Here is a 19,828-nt window from a genome sequence, read left to right as displayed (position 1 = left end):
CGCCCTTATGGGAACGGACGCGCTACGTTCAAATCCGAAGAAATGAGGATTCCACCCCTGCGGTCCGCCGTACAAGATGGAATCTGATGTTAGCCTTGGTAGTTCGGTGCCACCCGTTCGGTGACACCGAGCACCACGAACGGACCACGCAATGGAGATGACTCGACATACGTCGAGATCATCCCGCCAAACCCTCCTGGCACACGCCAGGAACCCATTCCGGTTGATCCTGCCGGAGGCCATTGCTATCGGAGTCCGATTTAGCCATGCTAGTTGCGCGAGTTCATACTCGCAGCATATAGCTCAGTAACACGTGGTCAAGCTACCCTGCAGAGACGAATAACCTCGGGAAACTGAGGCTAATACGTCATACTGGTCCCACGCTGGAATGCCGGGACCCACAAACGCTCCGGCGCTGCAGGATGCGGCTGCGGCCGATTAGGTAGACGGTGGGGTAACGGCCCACCGTGCCGATAATCGGTACGGGTTGTGAGAGCAAGAGCCCGGAGACGGAATCTGAGACAAGATTCCGGGCCCTACGGGGCGCAGCAGGCGCGAAACCTTTACACTGCACGCAAGTGCGATAAGGGGACTCCGAGTGCGAGGGCATATAGTCCTCGCTTTTGTGAATCGTAAGGTGATTCACGAATAAGAGCTGGGCAAGACCGGTGCCAGCCGCCGCGGTAATACCGGCAGCTCAAGTGATGGCCAATCTTATTGGGCCTAAAGCGTCCGTAGCTGGCCGTGAAAGTTCGTCGGGAAATCCATCCGCTCAACGGATGGGCGTCCGGCGAAAACTTCACGGCTTGGGACCGGAAGGCTCGAGGGGTACGTCCGGGGTAGGAGTGAAATCCTGTAATCCTGGACGGACCGCCGATGGCGAAAGCACCTCGAGAAGACGGATCCGACAGTGAGGGACGAAAGCTAGGGTCTCGAACCGGATTAGATACCCGGGTAGTCCTAGCCGTAAACAATGTTCACTAGGTGTGGCACAGGCTACGAGCCTGTGCTGTGCCGTAGGGAAGCCGAGAAGTGAACCGCCTGGGAAGTACGTCCGCAAGGATGAAACTTAAAGGAATTGGCGGGGGAGCACTACAACCGGAGGAGCCTGCGGTTTAATTGGACTCAACGCCGGACATCTCACCAGCTCCGACTACAGTGATGACGATCAGGTTGATGACCTTATCACGACGCTGTAGAGAGGAGGTGCATGGCCGCCGTCAGCTCGTACCGTGAGGCGTCCTGTTAAGTCAGGCAACGAGCGAGACCCGCACTCTTAATTGCCAGCAGCAGTTTCGACTGGCTGGGTACATTAGGAGGACTGCCGCTGCCAAAGCGGAGGAAGGAACGGGCAACGGTAGGTCAGTATGCCCCGAATGAGCTGGGCTACACGCGGGCTACAATGGCCGAAACAATGGGTTGCAACCCCGAAAGGGGGCGCTAATCTCCGAAATTCGGTCGTAGTTCGGATTGAGGGCTGAAACTCGCCCTCATGAAGCTGGATTCGGTAGTAATCGCATTTCAGAAGAGTGCGGTGAATACGTCCCTGCTCCTTGCACACACCGCCCGTCAAAGCACCCGAGTGAGGTCCGGATGAGGCCATCGCAAGATGGTCGAATCTGGGCTTCGCAAGGGGGCTTAAGTCGTAACAAGGTAGCCGTAGGGGAATCTGCGGCTGGATCACCTCCTAACGATCGGGACTGGGGCGACGCCCCAGCCCACCTTTGGCAACTCCGTTCACGTGCTCACTATCGCCGAACGGGCACCTTAGAACTACCAAGGCTAACACGGGCCCATAGCTCAGCGGCAGAGCACCTCCTTTGCAAGGAGGAAGCCCTGGGTTCAAATCCCAGTGGGTCCATACTCTCCGGGAATCATTCACTCCAATCCGAGTCCCTTAAGTGGGACCGGACGAGAGAATGAAACCCGAAGACAACCGATGCACTATCCCGCGAGAGCGCGGATAGGAAGGGTTCGACGGACGCTCCGATCACCCTCGGACGTTCGATGACGACCGTATGTACGCGTGCAATCCAGACGCCCACTGAACCCGTTTTACCGGGACACGTGGACGTCCGATACAACTGTAACTGGCTACTGTACTGGCTGGTGAATGGCTCGGCTCGAGAGCCGACGAAGGACGTGCCAAGCTGCGAAAAGCCTGAGGAAGCTGCATGGAAGCGAAGAACTCAGGATCTCCGAATGGGAATCCCTACAACAATTGCTTCGCGCAATAGGGAACGTTCCGAATTGAAACATCTTAGTAGGAACAGGAACAGAAATCAATCCGAGATGTCGTTAGTAACGGCGAGTAAACGCGACACAGTCCAAACCGAATCCGCAAGGAAATGTGGTGTACGGACATCCTATAACGGCTCTCAACCTCACGAGAAGTCTCCTGGAAAGGAGCGTGATACAGGGTGACAACCCCGTATCGTGAGCGAGAGAACCCGAGGTTGTTCCAGAGTAGCGGGGGTTGGATATCCCTCGTGAATATCGCAGGCATCGACTGCGAAGACTAAACACTCCTCGAGACCGATAGCGAACAAGTAGCGTGAGCGAACGCTGAAAAGCACCCCGAAAAGGGCGGTGCAATAGGGCCTGAAATCAGTCAGTGATAGAGCGACGGGGCATACAAGGTCCTCGGAAAAACGACCGTGGGGCGACCCACCAGTAGGAATCCGAGGAAGCCGGTGTTCCGTCGTACGTTTTGAAAAACGAACCAGGGAGTGCACTTACTTGGCGAGTCTAACTAGAGCATCTAGGAAGGCGTAGGGAAACCGACAAGGCCGCAGCATTGCGAGGGCCGCCGTGTTCAAGCGCGGGGAGTCAAGTGGGTGCGACCCGAAACCAGATGATCTACACGAAGGCAAGACGAAGCGTGGCGAAAGCCACGTGGAGGTCTGTTAGGGTTGGTGTCTTACAATACCCTCCCGTGACCTGTGTGTAGGGGTGAAAGGCCCATCGAATCTGGCAACAGCTGGTTCCAGCCGAAACATGTCGAAGCATGACCTCAACCGAGATAGTCTGCGAGGTAGAGCGACCGATTGGGAGACCCGCCTCCGAGAGGAGTCGGCCTCCCTGTCGAACTCCAAACTTGCAGACGTCGTAGACGTTGGGAATCCGGACTGCGGGGTAAGCTTGTGGTCCGTGAGGGAGACAACCCAGAGCCGGGTTAAGGTCCCCAAGTGTGGATTAAGTGTGATCGAAGGTTGTCTCGAGCCCTAAACAGCCGGGAGGTGAGCTTAGAAGCAGCTACCCTCTAAGAAAAGCGTAACAGCTTACCGGCCGAGGTTCGAGGCGCCGAAAATGATCGGGACTCAAATCCACCACCGAGACCTGGCGGCAGGCAACACGCCTGACCCAGTAGGCTGGCACACTGTACGGGTGGAAGCACGGGCGAGAGTTCGTGTGGACCGTTCAGTGACGAAAATCCTGGTCACAGTAGCAGCGAGAGTCGGGTGCGAACCCCGACGACCTTACGAGTAAGGGTTCCTCGGCACTGCCAATCAGCCGAGGGTTAGTCGATCCTAAGTCTCACCGTAACTCGAATGAGACAAATGGGAAACTGGTTAATATTCCAGTACCACCACCACTCAAAGCCGACGCTTTGGGAAACATCGAACCGGGCCTTCGCCCGGTCGAACCGGAGAACTTCGTGGAAGCCGTAACGGCACGAAGCGAACGAATTCCGGGATAGCGCAAGTCGATGGTACCTAGAGCCCGTGAAAAGGCGAGGTGTGTGCTCGTACCGAGATCCGACACAGGTACTCTGGCGGAGAAAGCCAAGGTCTGTCGGGATCAACCGACGTTAGGGAATTCGGCAAGTTAGTCCCGTAAGTTCGCGATAAGGGATGCCTGCTCTTGATCGAGCAGGTCGCAGTGACTCGGGCGCTCCAACTGTCTAGTAACAACATAGGTGACCGCAAATCCGCAAGGACTCGTACGGTCACTGAATCCTGCCCAGTGCAGGTATCTGAACACCTAGTACAATAGGACGAAGGACCTGTCAACGGCGGGGGTAACTATGACCCTCTTAAGGTAGCGTAGTACCTTGCCGCTTCAGTAGCGGCTTGCATGAATGGATCAATGAGAGCGCCACTGTCCCAACGTTGGGCCCGGTGAACTGTACGTTCCAGTGCGGAGTCTGGAGACCCCCAAGGGGAAGCGAAGACCCTATAGAGCTTTACTGCAGGCTGTCGCTGGGACGTGGTCGCTGATGTGCAGCATAGGTAGGAGCCGTTACACAGGTACCCGCGCTAGCGGGCCACCGAGGCATCATTGAAATACTACCCGTCAGTGACTGCGACCCTCACTCCGGGAGGAGGACACCGGTAGCCGGGCAGTTTGACTGGGGCGGTACGCGCTCGAAAAGATATCGAGCGCGCCCAAAGATTTCCTCACGCGAGTCGGAAACTCGTGGAAGAGCGCAAGAGCACACGGAAGTCTGACAGTGTCATTCCCAACGAGTGACGCTGACGCGAAAGCGTGGTCTAGCGAACCTACGAGGTCCCTCAATGGGACCCGTAGATGACAGAAAAGCTACCTTAGGGATAACAGAGTCGTCACCGGCAAGAGCACATATCGACCCGGTGGCTTGCTACCTCGATGTCGGTTCCCTCCATCCTGCCTGTGCAGAAGCAGGCAAGGGTGAGGTTGTTCGCCTATTAAAGGAGGTCGTGAGCTGGGTTTAGACCGTCGTGAGACAGGTCGGCTGCTATCTATTGGGGGTGTTACGGTACTTGACGAGAACGATCGTATAGTACGAGAGGAACTACGATTGGTTGCCGCTGGTGTATCGGTTGTCCGAGAGGGCAGATGCCGAGTAGCTACGCAACACGGGGTAAGAGCTGAACGCATCTAAGCTCGAAACCCACTTGGAAAAGAAGTACCACTACGGACACTCGTAGAAGACGAGTTCGATAGACTCGGGGTGTACGCGCCGAGGCAACGAGGCGTTTAGCCCACGAGCACTAACAGTCCATAGCCACATTCATACATCATCGGTCCGCGTCACGTGGACCGGTAAAGCGGGTTCAGGCGTTAACTGGATTGCACGCATTCACACATACGGTTAGAAGAACCACCAACGACTGGTGTTTAAACGATGGTTCGATTCCATCGGTTGGCGTTAAGGCGGCCACAGCGGCGAGGCAACACCCGTACCCATCTCGAACACGGAAGTTAAGCTCGCCAGCGTGGCAGTCAGTACTGGAGTGTGCGAACCTCTGGAAACGCTGCTTCGCCGCCTGCCACTCATACTATAGTCGACGCCCGCACGGGAGCGCCCGTGCGGGCGTCTTCCATTTCGAACGGCAGAGTACGGAGAGTCGCAGGCTCGTCCGCGCCTCGACTCACGAACACGCAGACCGCTAGGCTTAAGCGCACGACAGAACTACTCGAAACCGCGCCAAGGTGGCAGAGTTCGGCCCAACGCATCCGCCTGCAGAGCGGAACCCCCGCCGGTTCAAATCCGGCCCTTGGCTCTTTTCACCGAGTGAAGCGAGGTGTGAGAGACGTCTCGCGTGGTCGACCTGCGGTCACCCCGCTCTCTGCTTCGAATCCGACCCGTGACGCTCCGTTCCGTCGAAATTCGACTGGACGAGAGCGGATCGACGGCGTTCGACGCGCCGACCAGGACGCCTGACGAAACGATAACCGTTATACGCCATCTATTCTTTGCTAAAACCATGCAACGACGCGCCGCGGCTCTCTACGTCGCGCTCTTCGTGGTCATCGGTGCGGCTTCGTACTCGCTCATCGCGACGGCGGAGACGCCCCACATAGAGTTCCAGAACCCGGACTACGAACTCTCGAGCGGTGAGTCGTTCGAGGCCGGGTCGCAGACGTACAACGTACAGGAGATAAGCGCCGAAGTCGAGTCGGGCGGACACGGTGGCGGGAGCAGTCTCGTCCGGTCCGGCACGCTCAACTACACGAACCAGTCCGCACGGTACACCGAGACGTGGGAGAACAACTCGACGGTGACCATCGAAGACGTCGAGTGGACCGTCCTCGTCCCCGAAGACGAGAACGCCACGCAGTTCACCCTCCGCGAGGACATCAACGAGACGGCCGTCCTCCAGCAGGACCCGAACGCCGACGACGAGATGGTGACCCGGAACGGGACGCCGCACGTCGTCATCGAGGACAACGGAACGACGCGTCTCGTCCCCGCGGGCGACTACTTCGACGACCCGCAGACGCGGCAGTACAGCGAGGGCGACACGTTCGACTACGAGGGCAACCAGACGACGGTCGACACGGTCGGATCGAGTGCCGTCCAGGTGTCCTGGAACGCGCCGCGGACGAACACCATCGAGGTGGCCAGCCACGGAAACGTGACGCTCGGTGACCAGACGTACCTCGCGCATTTCCCGAACAACGAGACGCTACAACTCACCTCCGACTTCGAGAGCTACAACGCACAGACCGAACGGATAGAGACGTTCCACACGCACGAGAGCGGTCTCTGGGGAGTCAGCATCATCTCGTTCCTCACCGCGGTCCTCCTCGTGGGCATGGCGTACATGCCGTCGCGGTACTGAACGCGACCCCCGGTTTCCGCTCGGTCTTTTCGGACGCGAAACGCTCCGTACGGTGAGCGTCCGGTCAGTCCGAGAGCGGGAGCACGTCTGCGCTCTGCACGCGGTCGTCCTCCGCGAGGTAGTACAGTCGTTTCCGCGCGTCCTGAATGCAGAGCCGTTCTTCGACGATGTCTGCATCTCTGAGTCGGTCCAGCGCGTACCGGACGGTCCGCGTCGGTAACAGTGAGTTGTCGGCCAACTGCCTTTGCGTCAGTGGTCCATCATGTTCTAACACTTTGTAGACCAGCTTCGAACTCGGGGGCATCTCGCGTAGGCTACCGGGAACCTCCTCGGTCATGTCTCCGTCGAGGGAGCGAACGGCCCCATTCGCTTCGGAGTTGTGCGGTGTCCTCGCACGACCTACGCAGTCACGCGTTCGCGGGGGTTCCGAGACGCCGCAAGGGCCGTCGAATCAGCGAGTCTCGTCGGGGTCCGTCGGGTCGGCGATCCAGTTGTAACAGCGGAACTGCGTCGGGTCTCGGTCGTCGGTGAGCATCGCGCGGGGAACGAACCCGGTACCGCCGCGAGCGCCCGCTTTCGGCGCGTCCGCGTCTCCGGTGAGCATCACTTTCGCGTCCATGGTGAACGTCACCTCGAACGTGCCGCGGTACTCCTCGTCGGGGTCGAACGACATCGACACCGCTCGCGGACGGACGCCGAGCGTCGCGTGCCTGTCGGGTGACTCGACGGCCACGTCGTGGCTTCCGATTCCTCCGGCGAGTTCCGAGACCCACTCGCGCATCTCCTCGGGAGTGAGGTCCCGTTCGAGGTCGAACCCGCCACGCGGGGTCATCGCTCCGTCGTCGAACGCGAACGTCGGGTACTGGAGGTCGGCCTCCGAGAGCGCGTCGGGTGCCGGTTCGATGGTGTCGCAATCGGTCGGGTCTCCCTCGCTCGCCTCCGGCGACTCCTCGCAATCTCCGTCCATATCAGACCCTCTCGACGCGGGGTGACCACTGTTTCGGACGCGCGTCGACCGCGAGGTACCAGATAGAAGAGGCAGGGCGCCGTAGCACCGGGCGTGTCCGACCATATCGACGATAGCTCACCGCCGGCCGAAATCGACGACACGCCGACCGTCTCCTGTTCGCGGTGCGACCACGAGTGGGACCTGACGTACGAACTCGACGATTTGGAGGTCGGAAACCAGTCGTTCGAACAGTTCGCACTCGACCACATGCGTCACACGGGACACTTCCCCGACGGCATCTCGACGTGGATGGCGTCCTGTCGACGCTGCCGCGACGCCGAACAGTTCCTCTCGGAACGCCCGGCGCGGCGGTGGGCCGAGACGCACGCGCGGCACACGCGACACGCGGTCGAACTCGAACACGCCGACGAGGAGTCGACGACGGTCACGCCCGAGTGACGGCGGCCACCGGGCGGCGACGGGACGAAGCCGTCGCTCGTCGGTTCGGTAGTGCGTCGAAGAACGTCTCCCGGCCACGGGAGAGACACATCAGTCGATGTGGCCTTCCATCCGAAGCTGCTCTGCGTCCTGGTCGCTGTAGCGCCACTCGATGTTGGCTTTCTCGTCCTGCCAGTCCCACGGTTCGACGAGGACGACGTCGCCCTCGTTGATCCACGTTCGGTACTTCATGCGGCCGGGGATGCGGCCCATCCGCTCTTTCCCGTCTTGACACCGGACGCGGACGTGGTTTCCGCCGTTGTGTTGTGTTACGACCGCGAACAGTTCGTCGTCGTTGGGCATTCGGAGGTTCCGACGCCCGCTTGACTCGTCACTCATATGCGTACACTACAAGACTCGCACGTTTAAGCCATTGGTGATGCGTGGTCCCTCACAGCACGACCGAACGCGAGCGCCCCACGACCCAGAAAACGCGGTCGTTGCGGCGTCTCGTTACGGTGTGAACGCTCTGAACGTGTCTCGTTCCAGTGACTTCGACTCGACTTCGGTGAGGCCGACGCCGGTGAAGATGTCGTGCCAGTCCCGGTAGTAGAGCGGAAAGTCGTCTTCGACGTAGTTCACGTTCGGGCCGTCCGTCCGTTCCTCGTCGTCCGTCTGTTCCTCGTCGCCCGTCCGTCCCGCGTCGTCCGTCTCACTGTCGGCGTCGGACCGTCTTCCGGCCTCACCCTCGTCGCTCATCTCCTCGTTCTCGACGGTGACGAGGAGCGTTCCGGTGACGCGGGCGAGTTCGTCGAACACCCACCGAGCGTCCGGGTGGAGGTGTTGGAGCGTCTCCACGGAGTAGACGACGTCGAAGGCGTCGTCGTCGAGTCCGCGGACGACGGACTCGATGGAGTCGTGGTAGAACGTGCCCGTCTCGGCGAGTTCGGGGTACGTCTCGTCCATCACCTCGAACGCCTCGCCGTTTATCTCGACGCCCGAGACGTTCTCGTACCCCTGTTCGAGGAGGTGTGCGAGGTGTCGGCCGGAACTGCACCCGAGTTCGAGAATCGTGGGGCCGGACGCCGAATCGTCGTCAGCGTCGGCATCGGCGTCGGCGTCGTCGCCGTCACCGACGTATCTGTCTATCGTGGCTGCGAGCAACTCGCTCGTCTCGTTTGGCCCGTAGTAGGCGTAGTACTCCGGCGAATACGCACCCGAACGCGCCGTCCACCGTCGGTGAACGTCGTTAGAATCCACTGCGCCGACGTTGGAGCGCCGCCGGTAAAGCCCCGTCGCACCGGCCGTCGGACCGTCGGTTCCCGCGAGACGTACTCACTCGGCCGGGAGCGACCCGGAGACGACCGCTCCGCCCTTGAGAACGGCCGTCGGGTGGTTCAGGCGCGTCAGGTCTTCGGTCGGGTCGCCCTCGACGACCAACAGGTCGGCGTACGTTCCCGGTTCGAGCGTGCCCGACCCCTCCAGTCCGACCACGTCGGCGGCCGTCTGAGTCATCGCGCGGATGGCTTCCTCGGCGCTCATCCCGTACTTCGCCATGAACTCGACTTCGGTCGCGTTCGCGCCGTGGTAGTTGAACGGCGTCCCCGCGTCGGTGCCGCCCGCGATGCGGACGCCCGCATCGACCGCCATCTCGAACGATTCGAGGTGACGTTCGTACACGTCCCGCGTCTTGCGCGCGGCGTCTTCGGTGGCCGTCTCGATGTTGCGGACGATGTGGTACGGCGCGGAGAGCGTGGGGACGAGCGTCGCGTCGTGCGCCGCGAACAGTTCGACCGTCTCCTCGTCCAAGAACGTCCCGTGTTCGACGGTGTCGACACCCGCTTCGAGGGCGACGCGCGCGCCCGCCGCCCCGTGGACGTGGGTCGCCGCGTGGACGCCGCGACGATGCGCCTCGTCGACGAGTGCGTGTACCTCCGCCTCGGTCATGGCGACGGCGTGCGGGTCGCTCCCGGGCGTCGTCACCCCGCCGGTGGTCATGAACTTGATGAAGTCCGCGCCGAGTTTGACCTGTTCGCGGACGGCGCGGCGGGCGTCGTCGGCACCCGTTATCTCGCGGCCGAGGTGGTGTCCGTGCCCGCCGGTGACGGTGATAGACCGGCAGTTCGCCACCGTCCGCGGCCCCGGGACGTCGCCCGCCTCGATGGCGTCTCTGACGTGGACGTCCACGTCGCGCGCGCCCATCACGCGGACGCCGGTGACGCCCGATTCGAGCGTCCGCCGCGCGTTCCGCGCCTCCGCGAGTGCGAGTTCCGCGTCGGTCATCCCGACGACGTCTTCGACGCTCCGTTCGCCCGACAGCGAGAAGTGCACGTGCGCGTCGACCAGTCCGGGGAGTACCGCGTACCCCGGAAGCGACCGAACCGCGTCGTCCCCGTCGTCCGTCTCGGCCAGCACCGTCTCCGCGTCGCCGACGGCCGTAATCGTCTCCGTCTCCTCGTCGAACGCGATGGCGCCCGTTCGCGTCTCGCCGCGGTCGACGAGCGTCACGTCCCGCAGAATCATGTCCGTACTCGCTGACGACGATAAGTAAATCTGTCCGAATCGGTCTCGACAGGCCGTCTACAGTTGGTCTTTCCAGGGCCAGTCCTTCTCGCCGCCCCACGGCCACGAGTCGGTCGCTTTCATCCCCACGTCGAAGTTGTCGTCGAGACACGCCTGTCGTATCTCCGCGTCGTCGACGTGGCTCACCTCGACGTCGTCGCGGGCGAGACGGGCGACGCCCGCCGCACAGAGTATCGACATGTCCCGCAGGTCGCGCACGTCGAGTTTGTCGAGGGTGTCGCCGTGGGTGTGTCCCCACCCGCGACCGCTCCCGTCCGAGGAGGACCGACCCTGCGCGCCGGCGACGCCCCGTTGGACGAACGGCCAGTGGTCGCTGTTCGGACGGACCTGACTCTCCGTGTGGACCGGAATCTCGTACTCGTCGCTGACGGCCTCGAACGCCGCCGAGATGTCCGAGAAGCCGTGGTCGTGAATCTCCAGGTTCCGGGAGTAGCCCGCGCCGTCCACGTTCACGATGCACTTGACCTTCGAGAGGTCGTGCGTGTGACTCCAGTAGTACGACCCGTACAACCCCGTCTCCTCGGCGCCGAAGACGACGAGTCTGACCTTCGTCTCCAACTCGTCGGCCACCTGCGCGAGCATCGACCCGACTTCGACGACCATGGCGGTGCCGAACCCGTTGTCGTTCGCGGCCGTCCCGACGTCGTGGCCGTCGACGTGCGCGGTGAACAGCACTTCCTCGTCGGTGTCGGGGCCGACGGTGGCTTCGATGTTGTGCGAGGTGCCGCGCGAGACGTCGGCGTCGACGGAGAGGTCCGCTTCGACCGTTCCGTCGGCGCAGTAGCGCTGGAGTCGGGCACCGACCTCTTTGCTCGCGCCGATGGCGGGTATCGGACCGGGGCCGTTCACGCTCCCGATGTTTCCGGTCGGCGGGAGGGCGCCTTCGAGGTGGTTGTAGAAGACGAACGCCGCGGCCCCCGACTCGGCGGCGTAGTGGTACTTCTCGGAGCGGTGGACCCACCGGCCGTAGTCGTCCGGGGTAACGCTGGAGGCCATCACGATGTCGCCGGTCAGGTCGACGTCCTCGAAGTCTTCGGGGAGTCCGTAGCCCATGTCCACGAGTTCGCCCGTCACGTCGCCGGCGGGCGTTCCCGGCAGTTCGACCAGTTCGTGCGACCGAGCGAACGTCGTCTCTCGGTCGCCGTGCGCGACGGTGAGTGAGGCGTCGCCGCGCCACCACGCGGGGATGGGGAACGGGTCGAGCGACACGTCGTCGAGGCCGACGTCCTCGAACGCCTGCGCGACGAGGTCGGCGCCGGTCCGTTCGCCCTCGTGGCCGGGCATCCGGTCGTTCAGGTCTTCGAGGTCCGCCAGGAGGTCCCAACCGACCGTGCTTCGGTACGCGCCGCCGACGACTTCGTCGGATAACCTAGTCATCTATGTGGCCTGTGGTACCGCTTCTCAATAGTGTTGCGGTTCGTAGGTGACTCTCGCCGAGGAGGTGACACCGCTCTCGTTCTGTCCGATTGTTCTGAAGTATTTTCTCTCCGACAAAAACTCGCCGCAGTATGTTGATTATCCGCCGTCCGAGTTGCAAAGAGTTTTATATTCCGGTTGATGATAACGAATGACATGGCTGAAGAAAGCAATCGAGTGCGGCGTCGGAGCTTCCTGAAAGCGACGACGGCTGGTGGACTCGCAGGTATGACCGCCCTTGCTGGCTGCTCGGGTGGGGACCAGAGTGGCGACGGTACTGAGGGCGACAGCGCTGGTGGCGACAGCACCGAGACGTCGGGTGGCGACACGACGGAGAGCGAAGGGAGCAGTTCCGGTTCGAGTCTTCCGACGTACACCTACGTCAACAACTCGCAGAGCTACAACCCGCCGCGACACGACGCGATAAACCTCATCGCGCGGCAGTTCAACGACATCGGCATGGACGTCGAGGTGGACACGCTGGAGTGGGGGACGCTGTTCAACCGCGTCTCCGTCGAGTACGACTACAGTTTCTCGACGTGGCACACGTTCTTCACCATCGACCCGGTGTTAGAGCTGAGTTCGACGATGCACTCGTCGAACACCGGACAGGGTGACGGGAACTTCTCGGGCTACGAGAACCCCGACGTGGACGAACTCCTCGACGGCTACATGTCCGAACCCGACGAGCAAGCGCGGGTGGACATGGTCCACGAGACGCAGAAGATTCTGATGGAGGACGTGCCGCAGATGCCCATCACGCACATGCCCGCGGCGGCCATCTACAACAAGAACCAGACGGGCAACTGGCAGGGCGAACTCTCGCTCGGGTTCAACTCCTACTGGACGATGGTGAACCTCGAGATGAAGAACGGCGAGGACACCCTGAAGGGCTACTGGCCGGAGACGCTCTCGACGATGAACGTCCTCGGGCACAACGACGAGAACAAGCACACCTACCAGTTCACGGTGATGTACGACACGCTCCTGCGTCTCGACAACGAGGGGCAACTCAACCCCGACGTGAGTCTCGCCACCGACTGGAACCGCGTGGACGAGACGACGATGGAGTACACCATCCGGACGGACCACTCGTGGCACGACGGCGAGGACCTGACCGCGGAGGACGTGGCGTTCACGTACAACTACATCGCCGAGAACGAGGTGCCTCTGTTCTCCGTGCAGGCGAACTACATCGAGGGCGCGGAAGTCGTCGACGACAGCACCGTCCGCATCAACATGTCGCAGGCGCTGGGGCCGTTCAACACGATGGTCGCGACGCAGGTGCCCATCATCCCACAGCACAAGTGGGAGAGTCGCTCGAACCCGAGTCAGGCGAACATCCAGGAACCGGTCGGCAGCGGTCCGCTAATGTTCGACTACTGGAACAAAGGCAGCGAGTTCGGCCTGAAGAAGTTCGAAGACCACTTCGCACCCGTCTCCTTCGAACAGCGCTTCTGGCGCATCATCCCGGAGGCGTCGACGGTGTGGGAACTGCTGAAGAACGGCGAACTCAACTACGAACCGTTCGGCCGCATCGACCGGTCGCTCAACGAGAACCAGGACCACGAGGCCATCGGCACGGTGTTCCAACCGGCCACCTCGTTCTGGCACTTCACGCCGAACCAGCGACAGGACGGACTGGACGACCCGGTCCTCCGGAAGGCGGCGGTCAACAGCATCCCGCGGACGCCCATCGTCGAACAGATTCTGTTCGGATTCCCGCAGAAAGGGTTCAACATCGTCTCGCCGGCGTTCGGCCCCCTCCACACGGAAGACGTCACCCGATACGAGGAGAGCAAGGAGAAAGCGCGGAGTCGCCTCGAAGAGGCGGGCTACTCGTGGAACGACAACGACGTGCTGCAAGCGCCGAGCGGTAACTGAGCCACGACCGACCCCCGAGAGGGGGCTTTCATCGTAACAACGACACCACCACAACATCATGGGAAAAGCCAGTTTTGTAATCAGACGTTCGCTGCAACTCGTCGCGACGTTCTGGGCCGTCGGGACGGTGCTGTTCTTCCTGTTCAGGCTGATGCCCGGCAACCCGACGTCGTTCGTCATCTCGCCGCAGATGACGCCGGAGGCGAGACAGCGAATCATCGAAAGCTACGGGCTCGACGAACCGATGCACGTCCAGTACGTGAAGTTCTTAGAGAACGTGCTGACGCTCGACTTCGGACAGTCGTTCCACTCTAACGCCCCGGTCCAAGAGGTCATCATGACCTACCTCCCGAACACGCTCGTGCTGATGCTGACGGCGTTCGTCATCGCGTACTTCTTCGGCATCACCCTCGGCGTCCTCTCGGGGTGGTACCGCGGGTCGCGATTCGAGCGCAGCACCGTCATCACGGCGTTGCTCGCCCGCAGTGTCCCCAGTTTCTGGGTCGGCCTGATGGTGCTCTGGGTGTTCGGCGCCACGTTCAACGTCATCCCGATGGCGGGCATGACCAGCCCCGGCGTCGAGCACACGAGTTTCATCGGCATGATAACCTCCATCGACTTCGTCACCCACCTCGCCGCGCCCGCGTTGGTGCTGGCGTACTACTTCATGGGCTATCCGTTGCTCATCATGCGCTCCAGCATGCTCGAAGTGCTCTCGGAGGACTTCATCGACGTCTGCCGCGCGAAGGGGCTCTCGGAGCGAACGATCATGTTCAAACACGCCGCGCGGAACGCGCTCTTGCCCATCGTCACGGCGGCGGCAATCGCGCTCGGCTACGCCGTCGGGGGAAGCGTCCTCATCGAGACGGTGTTCGCGTGGCCCGGAATCGGTCGGGAGATGGTGCGGGCGGTCCTCCGCCGGGACTTCCCCGTCGCACAGGGGACCTTCATGGTCCTCGCCGCGACCATCATCCTCCTGAACTTCGTCGCCGACCTGGCATACGGGTACCTCGACCCACGGGTGACGTACGACTAGACCAATGGCACAAGAAGAATCTACCCGGTCGTCGGTGTTCGCGGACGTCGAGGAGGTCAGTTCCTCCGACGAGATAAACAAGTGGGCACGCACGGCCCGACTCTGGCGGGAGACGCTCAAAGAGCACTGGAGTCTCCTGACCGACGAGTTGTCCGTCCGTCTGTCGATGCTGATGGTGGCGTTCTTCGTCCTCGTCGCCATCTTCGCGCCGTTCCTCGCGCCGAACCCGCCGTTGGAACGCCAGTACCAGACCGAAGACCAGATACTCATCGAGAAGTGGGCCGAACCGTCGATTGTCGGCGGCGACAGCGGCTACCTCCTCGGGACGACGGCCGAAGGGTTCGACATCTTCAGCCAACTCATCTTCGGGACGCGCGCGGCCCTGCTCGTGGGTATCATCGCCGCGGTGTTCACCGCCGGTATCGGCACGATGGTCGGCCTCGTCGCGGGCTACTACGGCGGCACCGTCGACGACGCGCTGATGCGCCTCGTGGACTTCCTGTACGGGATGCCGCTGCTCCCGACGGTCATCATCCTCGTCGCGTTGCTCGGACCGAGCCTGTGGAACATCATCCTCGCCGTCATCATCCTGCAGTGGCGGGCGACGGCGCGCGTCATCCGGTCGCAGGCGCTCTCGTTGCGCGAACGACCGTTCGTCAAGGCCGCACAGGTCGCGGGCGCGAGCGACTGGCACATCATCAGTCGGCACCTGGCACCGAACGTGCTGCCGATGTCGTTCCTCTACGGGTCGTTCGCCATCGCGTGGGCCATCCTCACCGAGGCGGGCGTCTCGTTCATCGGCCTCGGCGACCCGAACACGGTGTCGTGGGGAACGATGCTGCAAGCCTCCCGGGCCTACTCCGCGCTCTCCTTCGGAGCGTGGTGGTGGTTCGTCCCGCCGGGAATCTGCATCGGACTGCTCGTCATTAGCGGCTTCCTCATCGGCCGCGGCTACGAAGAAATCACGAACCCCAAGCTACAATGAGTCTACTCGAAGTCGAAGACCTCGAAGTGTACTACGAGACGGAGGAGGGACCCGCCCAGGCCGTCGACGGTGTCTCGTTCACCCTCGAAGAGGGGGAGAACCTCGGCATCGTCGGCGAGTCCGGATGCGGAAAGACGACCCTCGCGAAGTCCATCATCGGCATCCTCCCCGACGCCGGCTACGTCAACAACGGCGAGATTCGGTTCCAGGGTGACGACCTCACGCAGATGACCGACCGCCAGCGACGCCGCCTGAAGTGGGAGGAGATATCGATGATCGCTCAGTCGGCGATGAACTCGCTGGACCCGGTGTACACCATCCGCGAACAGATCGTCGAAGCGATAGAGACCCACCGACCCGGTACGGGGCGGGTGGAGTCGACCGAAATCGTCACCGAGATGTTCGAACTCGTCGGGTTGGACCCCGACCGCGCAGACGACTACCCGCACCAGTTCTCCGGCGGGATGCGTCAGCGCGCGATGATCGCCATGTCGTTGGCGCTCGAACCGTCGCTCATCCTCGCGGACGAACCGACGACGGCGCTCGACGTCATCATGCAGGACCAGATTCTCAAGCGCATCAGCCAGATTCAAGACGAGATTCGCTCGTCGATGCTGGTCATCACCCACGACGTGAGCGTCGTCGCCGAGACGTGCGACCGCGTCCTCGTGATGTACGCCGGAAAGGTCGCAGAGGAGGGGCCGGTCGAGGAGATATTCAACAAACCGTACCACCCCTACACCATCGGCCTGAAGCGCGCGTTCCCGAACATCCGCCAACCCGACCAGGACCTGCTCTCCATCGAGGGCTACCCGCCGGAACTCATCGACCCGCCGACGGGATGTCGGTTCGCCGAGCGGTGTCCGATGGCGACCGACCGGTGCCGCGAGGAGGAACCGGAGGCACACCAGATGAACGAACTGCGGACCTACTGCCACTACGCCGAGGACATCGACACGGAACTCCGGCCGTACGCAGACAGTGCGGAGACGTGGAGCGAAACCGAGGCGGCACAGAAGGCCCAACAGGCCGGGGGTGACTGACCATGAGCCACACAACACACGACGATGCACTTCTCCAGGTGCGGAACCTGGAGAAGCACTTCAAAGTCGACGCCGGGTGGATAGCCAGCATCCTCCAGTCGGTGTCGGGCGACGACCCCGACTACGTCCACGCCGTCGACGGCGTGAGTTTCGACCTGCGCCGGGGCGAGACGCTCGGACTCGCCGGCGAGTCCGGGTGCGGGAAGACGACGACGGGGATGTCGCTCGTCAAACTCCACGAACCGACGGGCGGGGACATCCACTACAACGGACAGAGTCTCAACGACGCGACGGACGCCGAACTCAAGGAGTTCCGGCAGAACGCGCAGATGATCTTTCAGGACCCCTTCGAGAGCCTGAACCCGCGGATGACCGTCTACGACACCGTCGCCGAACCGCTCCGCATCCACAACATCACCAACGAGACGGCGCGGGTGCAACGCGCCCTGGAGTTCGCCGAACTGCTCCCGGCCGAGCAGTACTTCGACCAGTACCCGCACGAACTGTCGGGCGGTCAGCGACAGCGTGTCGCCATCGCGCGCGCACTCGTCCTCGACCCGGACTTCATCGTCGCCGACGAACCGGTGTCGATGCTCGACGTGAGTCTCCGGGCCGGCGTCCTGTCGCTTCTCGAACGGATGACCGACGAGTTCGGTCTCTCCGTCGTCTACATCAGCCACGACCTCTCGCTGCTCAGACACATGTGCGACCGACTCGCCATCATGTACATGGGCAAAATCGTCGAGAAGGGGCCGACCGACCAGATAATCGAGAACCCACAGCACCCCTACACGCAGGCGCTCATCAACGCCGTTCCGGTGCCTGAACCGAACGTCGGCCGCGAACGCGTCGAACTCGCCGGCGAGGTGGGCGACGTCATCGACATCCCCTCTGGCTGTCGGTTCAAGTCGCGGTGTCCCGACTACATCGGCGACGTCTGCGACCAAGTCGTCCCGCCGTTAGAGGAGAAGGCGCACGTCGAGGGCGAACAGGCCGTCGCCTGTCACCTCTACGAGAGCGTCGACGGCACCGACCCCGCGGAAGCGTTCCGCCAGGGACAGTCGGTGTCGGCGTCCGGTGACGGGCCGGAGTCGACGCCCGCGGACGACTGAGTTCGTTCTTCGCTCGCTTCTCTTTTATTCCTGCGCGCTGAGGGTCGCGTCCAGACGGACGCCCGGCGCGGTCACGGCGTACGGAACGCGCGATTTGTGTTTCTCGTCGACGCCGGTCAGCGTCTCCCGAACCGCGCCGACGGCGGTGACGTCCCGGAGCGTCGTCGGGTCGTACGTCAGCGAGACGCCGTCGACGCGGCCGACGCGTTCGCCGTCGCGGAGTCGGTAGCCTTCGACGACGGGGAACGACGCGCAGCCGCAGTCGGGTCTGTCGACGGTCTTTCGGTCGATGTCGCGGGCGTAGAGGATGCTCGCGGGCATGACGCCGGACCGCTGGACGCGTTCGAACTCGTCGCGAAGCCACGGTTCGTCGAAGCGTTCGACGAGGACGTCGGCGTCGGCGGTCAGCGTCGCGGGCATCGCGTCGCCGGGGGCGACGTCCAGATGACGCGCGTGGATGCGCGGCGGTTGGTCGAATCCGAGGCTGTGGACCGCGTTGCCGGCGGGGAACGCGCCCTCTTCGGCCGCACTCGCGGTGTTGTGCAGGCGTCGCGTGACGACGCCGTCGTCGACCAACTGGACGGGCGTCGTCGGACGGAGTTCCGCGTCGTAGCCCGCCGCGGCCCACGACCCCGCCTGAACCGTGTCCGCTATCGAGATAGAGTCCGCGGCGAGTTCGTCGCCGACGTCGTAGGGACTCAGTCCCATGTAGCCGGTGTCGGTTTCGAGATAGCGCGCGGCGAACGCGAACAACTGTCCGGCGGCGCGCGGACTCAACGCGACGGTCACCTCGCCGGTCGGCGCGTCCGCCGGTTCCGCGTCGGTCAAGGCGTGGGCGTCCTCGGTCGCCGACGCAAACACGTCGGGTATCTCGTCGAGGAACGCCGCGCCGGTGGTCGACCCCGCGTGCCGGCGTACGTCCGGGCCGTCGGTGAGCGAGAGGACGGCCGTGAGACTCGCTCTGTCCAACGTCGTCTTCACGGTGCTTCCGGTGGTCGTCCCCAGCACGGAGTCGATGTGCGCGTCGGCGTAGTTCACCCACGCCCGGTCGAGGCCGACGCCGTCGGCGATGGCGAGGCTCTCGTCGAGGAGGTCCCGTTTCGTCTCCAGCGAGACGGCGTCGATTCGGTCCGCCGCCCACCCCTCGTGGACCGCCTGATGGAGGGTGAACTGGTCGAAGCGGGCGGGTTCGTCTTGCGCGAGAAACTCGCCGCCGCGGACCGCCCTGTCGGCCTCGTCTTCCAGCGCCTCTTCGCCGAGACTCGTCGTGTACCGGTAGTCGGCCGCGCCGTCGGCGAACACGCGGAACCAGACGCCCGTCTCGTCGAACTCCAGTTCGTCGCGCGGTCCCTCGTGCGTCACGACGAGGTCCGTCTTCGTCTGGGCGACGGCGCCCACCTCGGCGTACGCCACCGTCTCGTCGTCCTCGAAGCGGTCGAGCAACCACTCCATCGCCTCTATCGGCTCTTCGCTCTCGGTCATGGGCGGAGATACCGACTACCGTGGTATGAAACGTCCGGACGGCGACGCGTGTCGTATCAGCAGAGGGACAACTACTCCGCTAGCGGCGGTTCTCGCGCCGTTGCGCTTCGGCCTCCGCTTCGTACCGTTCGGCGACGACGGTGTCCTGTAGCTTCCGGCGGTACTCCCACACGCCCGCACCGAGGACGAGGACGCCGAGAACCGCCCCGCGAAGCGGGGTTCCGGCGAGGGCGAAGTACGCGAACGCGCCGACGGCGAAGACGACGGAGAGACCGAGTCCAACCGTCGCCCAGCCGTTCCGGCGAAGATTCCGTTCGAGTCGCGAGTTCGTCATACCTGTCGGTTGCTCCGG

The 19,828-nt window shown here is 62.8% G+C and carries 15 protein-coding genes, 2 tRNA genes and 3 rRNA genes; 12 read left to right on the top strand and 8 right to left on the bottom strand.

The features are described from left to right. Positions 1–216 precede the first annotated feature (216 nt). From BM282_RS18055 to BM282_RS18030, 6 genes are all read left to right on the top strand, one after another. Positions 217–1,689 (top strand): 16S ribosomal RNA (locus BM282_RS18055). 100 nt (positions 1,690–1,789) lie between these two features. Beyond that, positions 1,790–1,861, top strand: a tRNA-Ala gene (locus BM282_RS18050). A gap of 224 nt (positions 1,862–2,085) precedes the next feature. Beyond that, positions 2,086–4,996: ribosomal RNA gene (locus BM282_RS18045) — 23S ribosomal RNA — on the top strand. 136 nt (positions 4,997–5,132) lie between these two features. Continuing rightward, positions 5,133–5,254, top strand: a 5S ribosomal RNA gene (rrf, locus tag BM282_RS18040). Together the 16S, 23S and 5S rRNA genes with 2 tRNA genes alongside form the textbook arrangement of a ribosomal RNA operon. A gap of 155 nt (positions 5,255–5,409) precedes the next feature. After that, positions 5,410–5,486 (top strand) — tRNA-Cys (locus BM282_RS18035). Between the two features lie 204 nt (positions 5,487–5,690). Then, positions 5,691–6,548, top strand: a complete 858-nt coding sequence (locus BM282_RS18030; protein ID WP_089883639.1) for a hypothetical protein — start codon at positions 5,691–5,693, stop codon at positions 6,546–6,548. Positions 6,549–6,612: 64 nt separating this feature from the next. Here the strand turns inward: BM282_RS18030 and BM282_RS18025 are convergent, their stop codons facing one another. Further along, positions 6,613–6,885, bottom strand: coding sequence for a winged helix-turn-helix domain-containing protein (locus BM282_RS18025; RefSeq protein WP_089883637.1), 273 nt, complete (start codon positions 6,883–6,885; stop codon positions 6,613–6,615). A 114-nt stretch (positions 6,886–6,999) separates the two neighbouring features. Beyond that, entirely contained in the window at positions 7,000–7,515 is a 516-nt protein-coding gene (locus BM282_RS18020) for a hypothetical protein (RefSeq protein ID WP_089883636.1), read from the bottom strand. Positions 7,516–7,608: 93 nt separating this feature from the next. Between BM282_RS18020 and BM282_RS18015 the strand changes: the two genes are divergently transcribed. Further along, complete coding sequence (locus BM282_RS18015) at positions 7,609–7,956, top strand: hypothetical protein (protein ID WP_089883634.1); 348 nt, start codon at positions 7,609–7,611, stop codon at positions 7,954–7,956. 90 nt (positions 7,957–8,046) lie between these two features. Here BM282_RS18015 and eif1A read toward each other — a convergent pair whose 3' ends face one another. The 4 genes from eif1A to BM282_RS17995 form a co-directional block, all read right to left on the bottom strand. Continuing rightward, positions 8,047–8,334, bottom strand: a complete 288-nt coding sequence (gene eif1A, locus BM282_RS18010; protein ID WP_089883633.1) for a translation initiation factor eIF-1A — start codon at positions 8,332–8,334, stop codon at positions 8,047–8,049. A 114-nt stretch (positions 8,335–8,448) separates the two neighbouring features. Then, entirely contained in the window at positions 8,449–9,195 is a 747-nt protein-coding gene (locus tag BM282_RS18005; protein ID WP_089883631.1) for a class I SAM-dependent methyltransferase, read from the bottom strand. 75 nt (positions 9,196–9,270) lie between these two features. Then, positions 9,271–10,458 (bottom strand): metal-dependent hydrolase family protein, encoded by a 1,188-nt coding sequence (locus BM282_RS18000; protein WP_089883630.1) that lies wholly within the window; start codon positions 10,456–10,458, stop codon positions 9,271–9,273. 57 nt (positions 10,459–10,515) lie between these two features. After that, on the bottom strand, positions 10,516–11,895 hold the full coding sequence (locus BM282_RS17995) for a M28 family peptidase (protein ID WP_089883628.1): 1,380 nt from the start codon (positions 11,893–11,895) through the stop codon (positions 10,516–10,518). A gap of 195 nt (positions 11,896–12,090) precedes the next feature. Here BM282_RS17995 and BM282_RS17990 point away from each other — a divergent pair, with 195 nt between their 5' ends. The 5 genes from BM282_RS17990 to BM282_RS17970 are packed head-to-tail and all read left to right on the top strand — an operon-like array spanning position 12,091 to position 17,994. Next, on the top strand, positions 12,091–13,818 hold the full coding sequence (locus tag BM282_RS17990; protein ID WP_089883627.1) for an ABC transporter substrate-binding protein: 1,728 nt from the start codon (positions 12,091–12,093) through the stop codon (positions 13,816–13,818). A 58-nt stretch (positions 13,819–13,876) separates the two neighbouring features. Then, entirely contained in the window at positions 13,877–14,854 is a 978-nt protein-coding gene (locus BM282_RS17985) for an ABC transporter permease (RefSeq protein ID WP_089883625.1), read from the top strand. A 4-nt stretch (positions 14,855–14,858) separates the two neighbouring features. Next, entirely contained in the window at positions 14,859–15,839 is a 981-nt protein-coding gene (locus BM282_RS17980; protein WP_089883623.1) for an ABC transporter permease, read from the top strand. Next, complete coding sequence (locus BM282_RS17975; RefSeq protein WP_089883622.1) at positions 15,836–16,882, top strand: ABC transporter ATP-binding protein; 1,047 nt, start codon at positions 15,836–15,838, stop codon at positions 16,880–16,882. Before BM282_RS17980 ends, BM282_RS17975 begins: the two co-directional genes overlap by 4 nt. Before the next feature lie 2 nt (positions 16,883–16,884). Beyond that, positions 16,885–17,994 carry an ABC transporter ATP-binding protein gene (locus tag BM282_RS17970; RefSeq protein ID WP_089883620.1) on the top strand — a complete coding sequence of 370 codons (1,110 nt, stop codon included), beginning with the start codon at positions 16,885–16,887 and terminating at the stop codon, positions 17,992–17,994. Between the two features lie 24 nt (positions 17,995–18,018). Here BM282_RS17970 and BM282_RS17965 read toward each other — a convergent pair whose 3' ends face one another. Together BM282_RS17965 and BM282_RS17960 are read right to left on the bottom strand one after the other, a co-directional pair. Beyond that, positions 18,019–19,476: a metallopeptidase TldD-related protein gene (locus BM282_RS17965; RefSeq protein WP_245758414.1), complete on the bottom strand. Its 1,458-nt coding sequence runs from the start codon at positions 19,474–19,476 to the stop codon at positions 18,019–18,021. A 79-nt stretch (positions 19,477–19,555) separates the two neighbouring features. Beyond that, positions 19,556–19,810, bottom strand: coding sequence for a hypothetical protein (locus BM282_RS17960; protein ID WP_089883618.1), 255 nt, complete (start codon positions 19,808–19,810; stop codon positions 19,556–19,558). Positions 19,811–19,828: the final 18 nt, after the last annotated feature.

This window comes from Halogeometricum limi, from assembly GCF_900115785.1.
In the GTDB taxonomy this organism is placed as follows: Archaea; Halobacteriota; Halobacteria; order Halobacteriales; family Haloferacaceae; genus Halogeometricum; species Halogeometricum limi.
This window is presented reverse-complemented; position numbering and strand designations above follow the sequence as displayed.

Coding starts and splice junctions, on each gene's coding strand:
- BM282_RS18030 (WP_089883639.1), top strand. CDS start 5,691: ATGCAACGACGCGCCGCGGCTCTCTACGTCGCGCTCTTCGTGGTCATC.
- BM282_RS18025 (WP_089883637.1), bottom strand. CDS start 6,885: ATGACCGAGGAGGTTCCCGGTAGCCTACGCGAGATGCCCCCGAGTTCG.
- BM282_RS18020 (WP_089883636.1), bottom strand. CDS start 7,515: ATGGACGGAGATTGCGAGGAGTCGCCGGAGGCGAGCGAGGGAGACCCG.
- eif1A (WP_089883633.1), bottom strand. CDS start 8,334: ATGAGTGACGAGTCAAGCGGGCGTCGGAACCTCCGAATGCCCAACGAC.
- BM282_RS18000 (WP_089883630.1), bottom strand. CDS start 10,458: ATGATTCTGCGGGACGTGACGCTCGTCGACCGCGGCGAGACGCGAACG.
- BM282_RS17995 (WP_089883628.1), bottom strand. CDS start 11,895: ATGACTAGGTTATCCGACGAAGTCGTCGGCGGCGCGTACCGAAGCACG.
- BM282_RS17990 (WP_089883627.1), top strand. CDS start 12,091: ATGGCTGAAGAAAGCAATCGAGTGCGGCGTCGGAGCTTCCTGAAAGCG.
- BM282_RS17985 (WP_089883625.1), top strand. CDS start 13,877: ATGGGAAAAGCCAGTTTTGTAATCAGACGTTCGCTGCAACTCGTCGCG.
- BM282_RS17980 (WP_089883623.1), top strand. CDS start 14,859: ATGGCACAAGAAGAATCTACCCGGTCGTCGGTGTTCGCGGACGTCGAG.
- BM282_RS17975 (WP_089883622.1), top strand. CDS start 15,836: ATGAGTCTACTCGAAGTCGAAGACCTCGAAGTGTACTACGAGACGGAG.
- BM282_RS17970 (WP_089883620.1), top strand. CDS start 16,885: ATGAGCCACACAACACACGACGATGCACTTCTCCAGGTGCGGAACCTG.
- BM282_RS17965 (WP_245758414.1), bottom strand. CDS start 19,476: ATGACCGAGAGCGAAGAGCCGATAGAGGCGATGGAGTGGTTGCTCGAC.
- BM282_RS17960 (WP_089883618.1), bottom strand. CDS start 19,810: ATGACGAACTCGCGACTCGAACGGAATCTTCGCCGGAACGGCTGGGCG.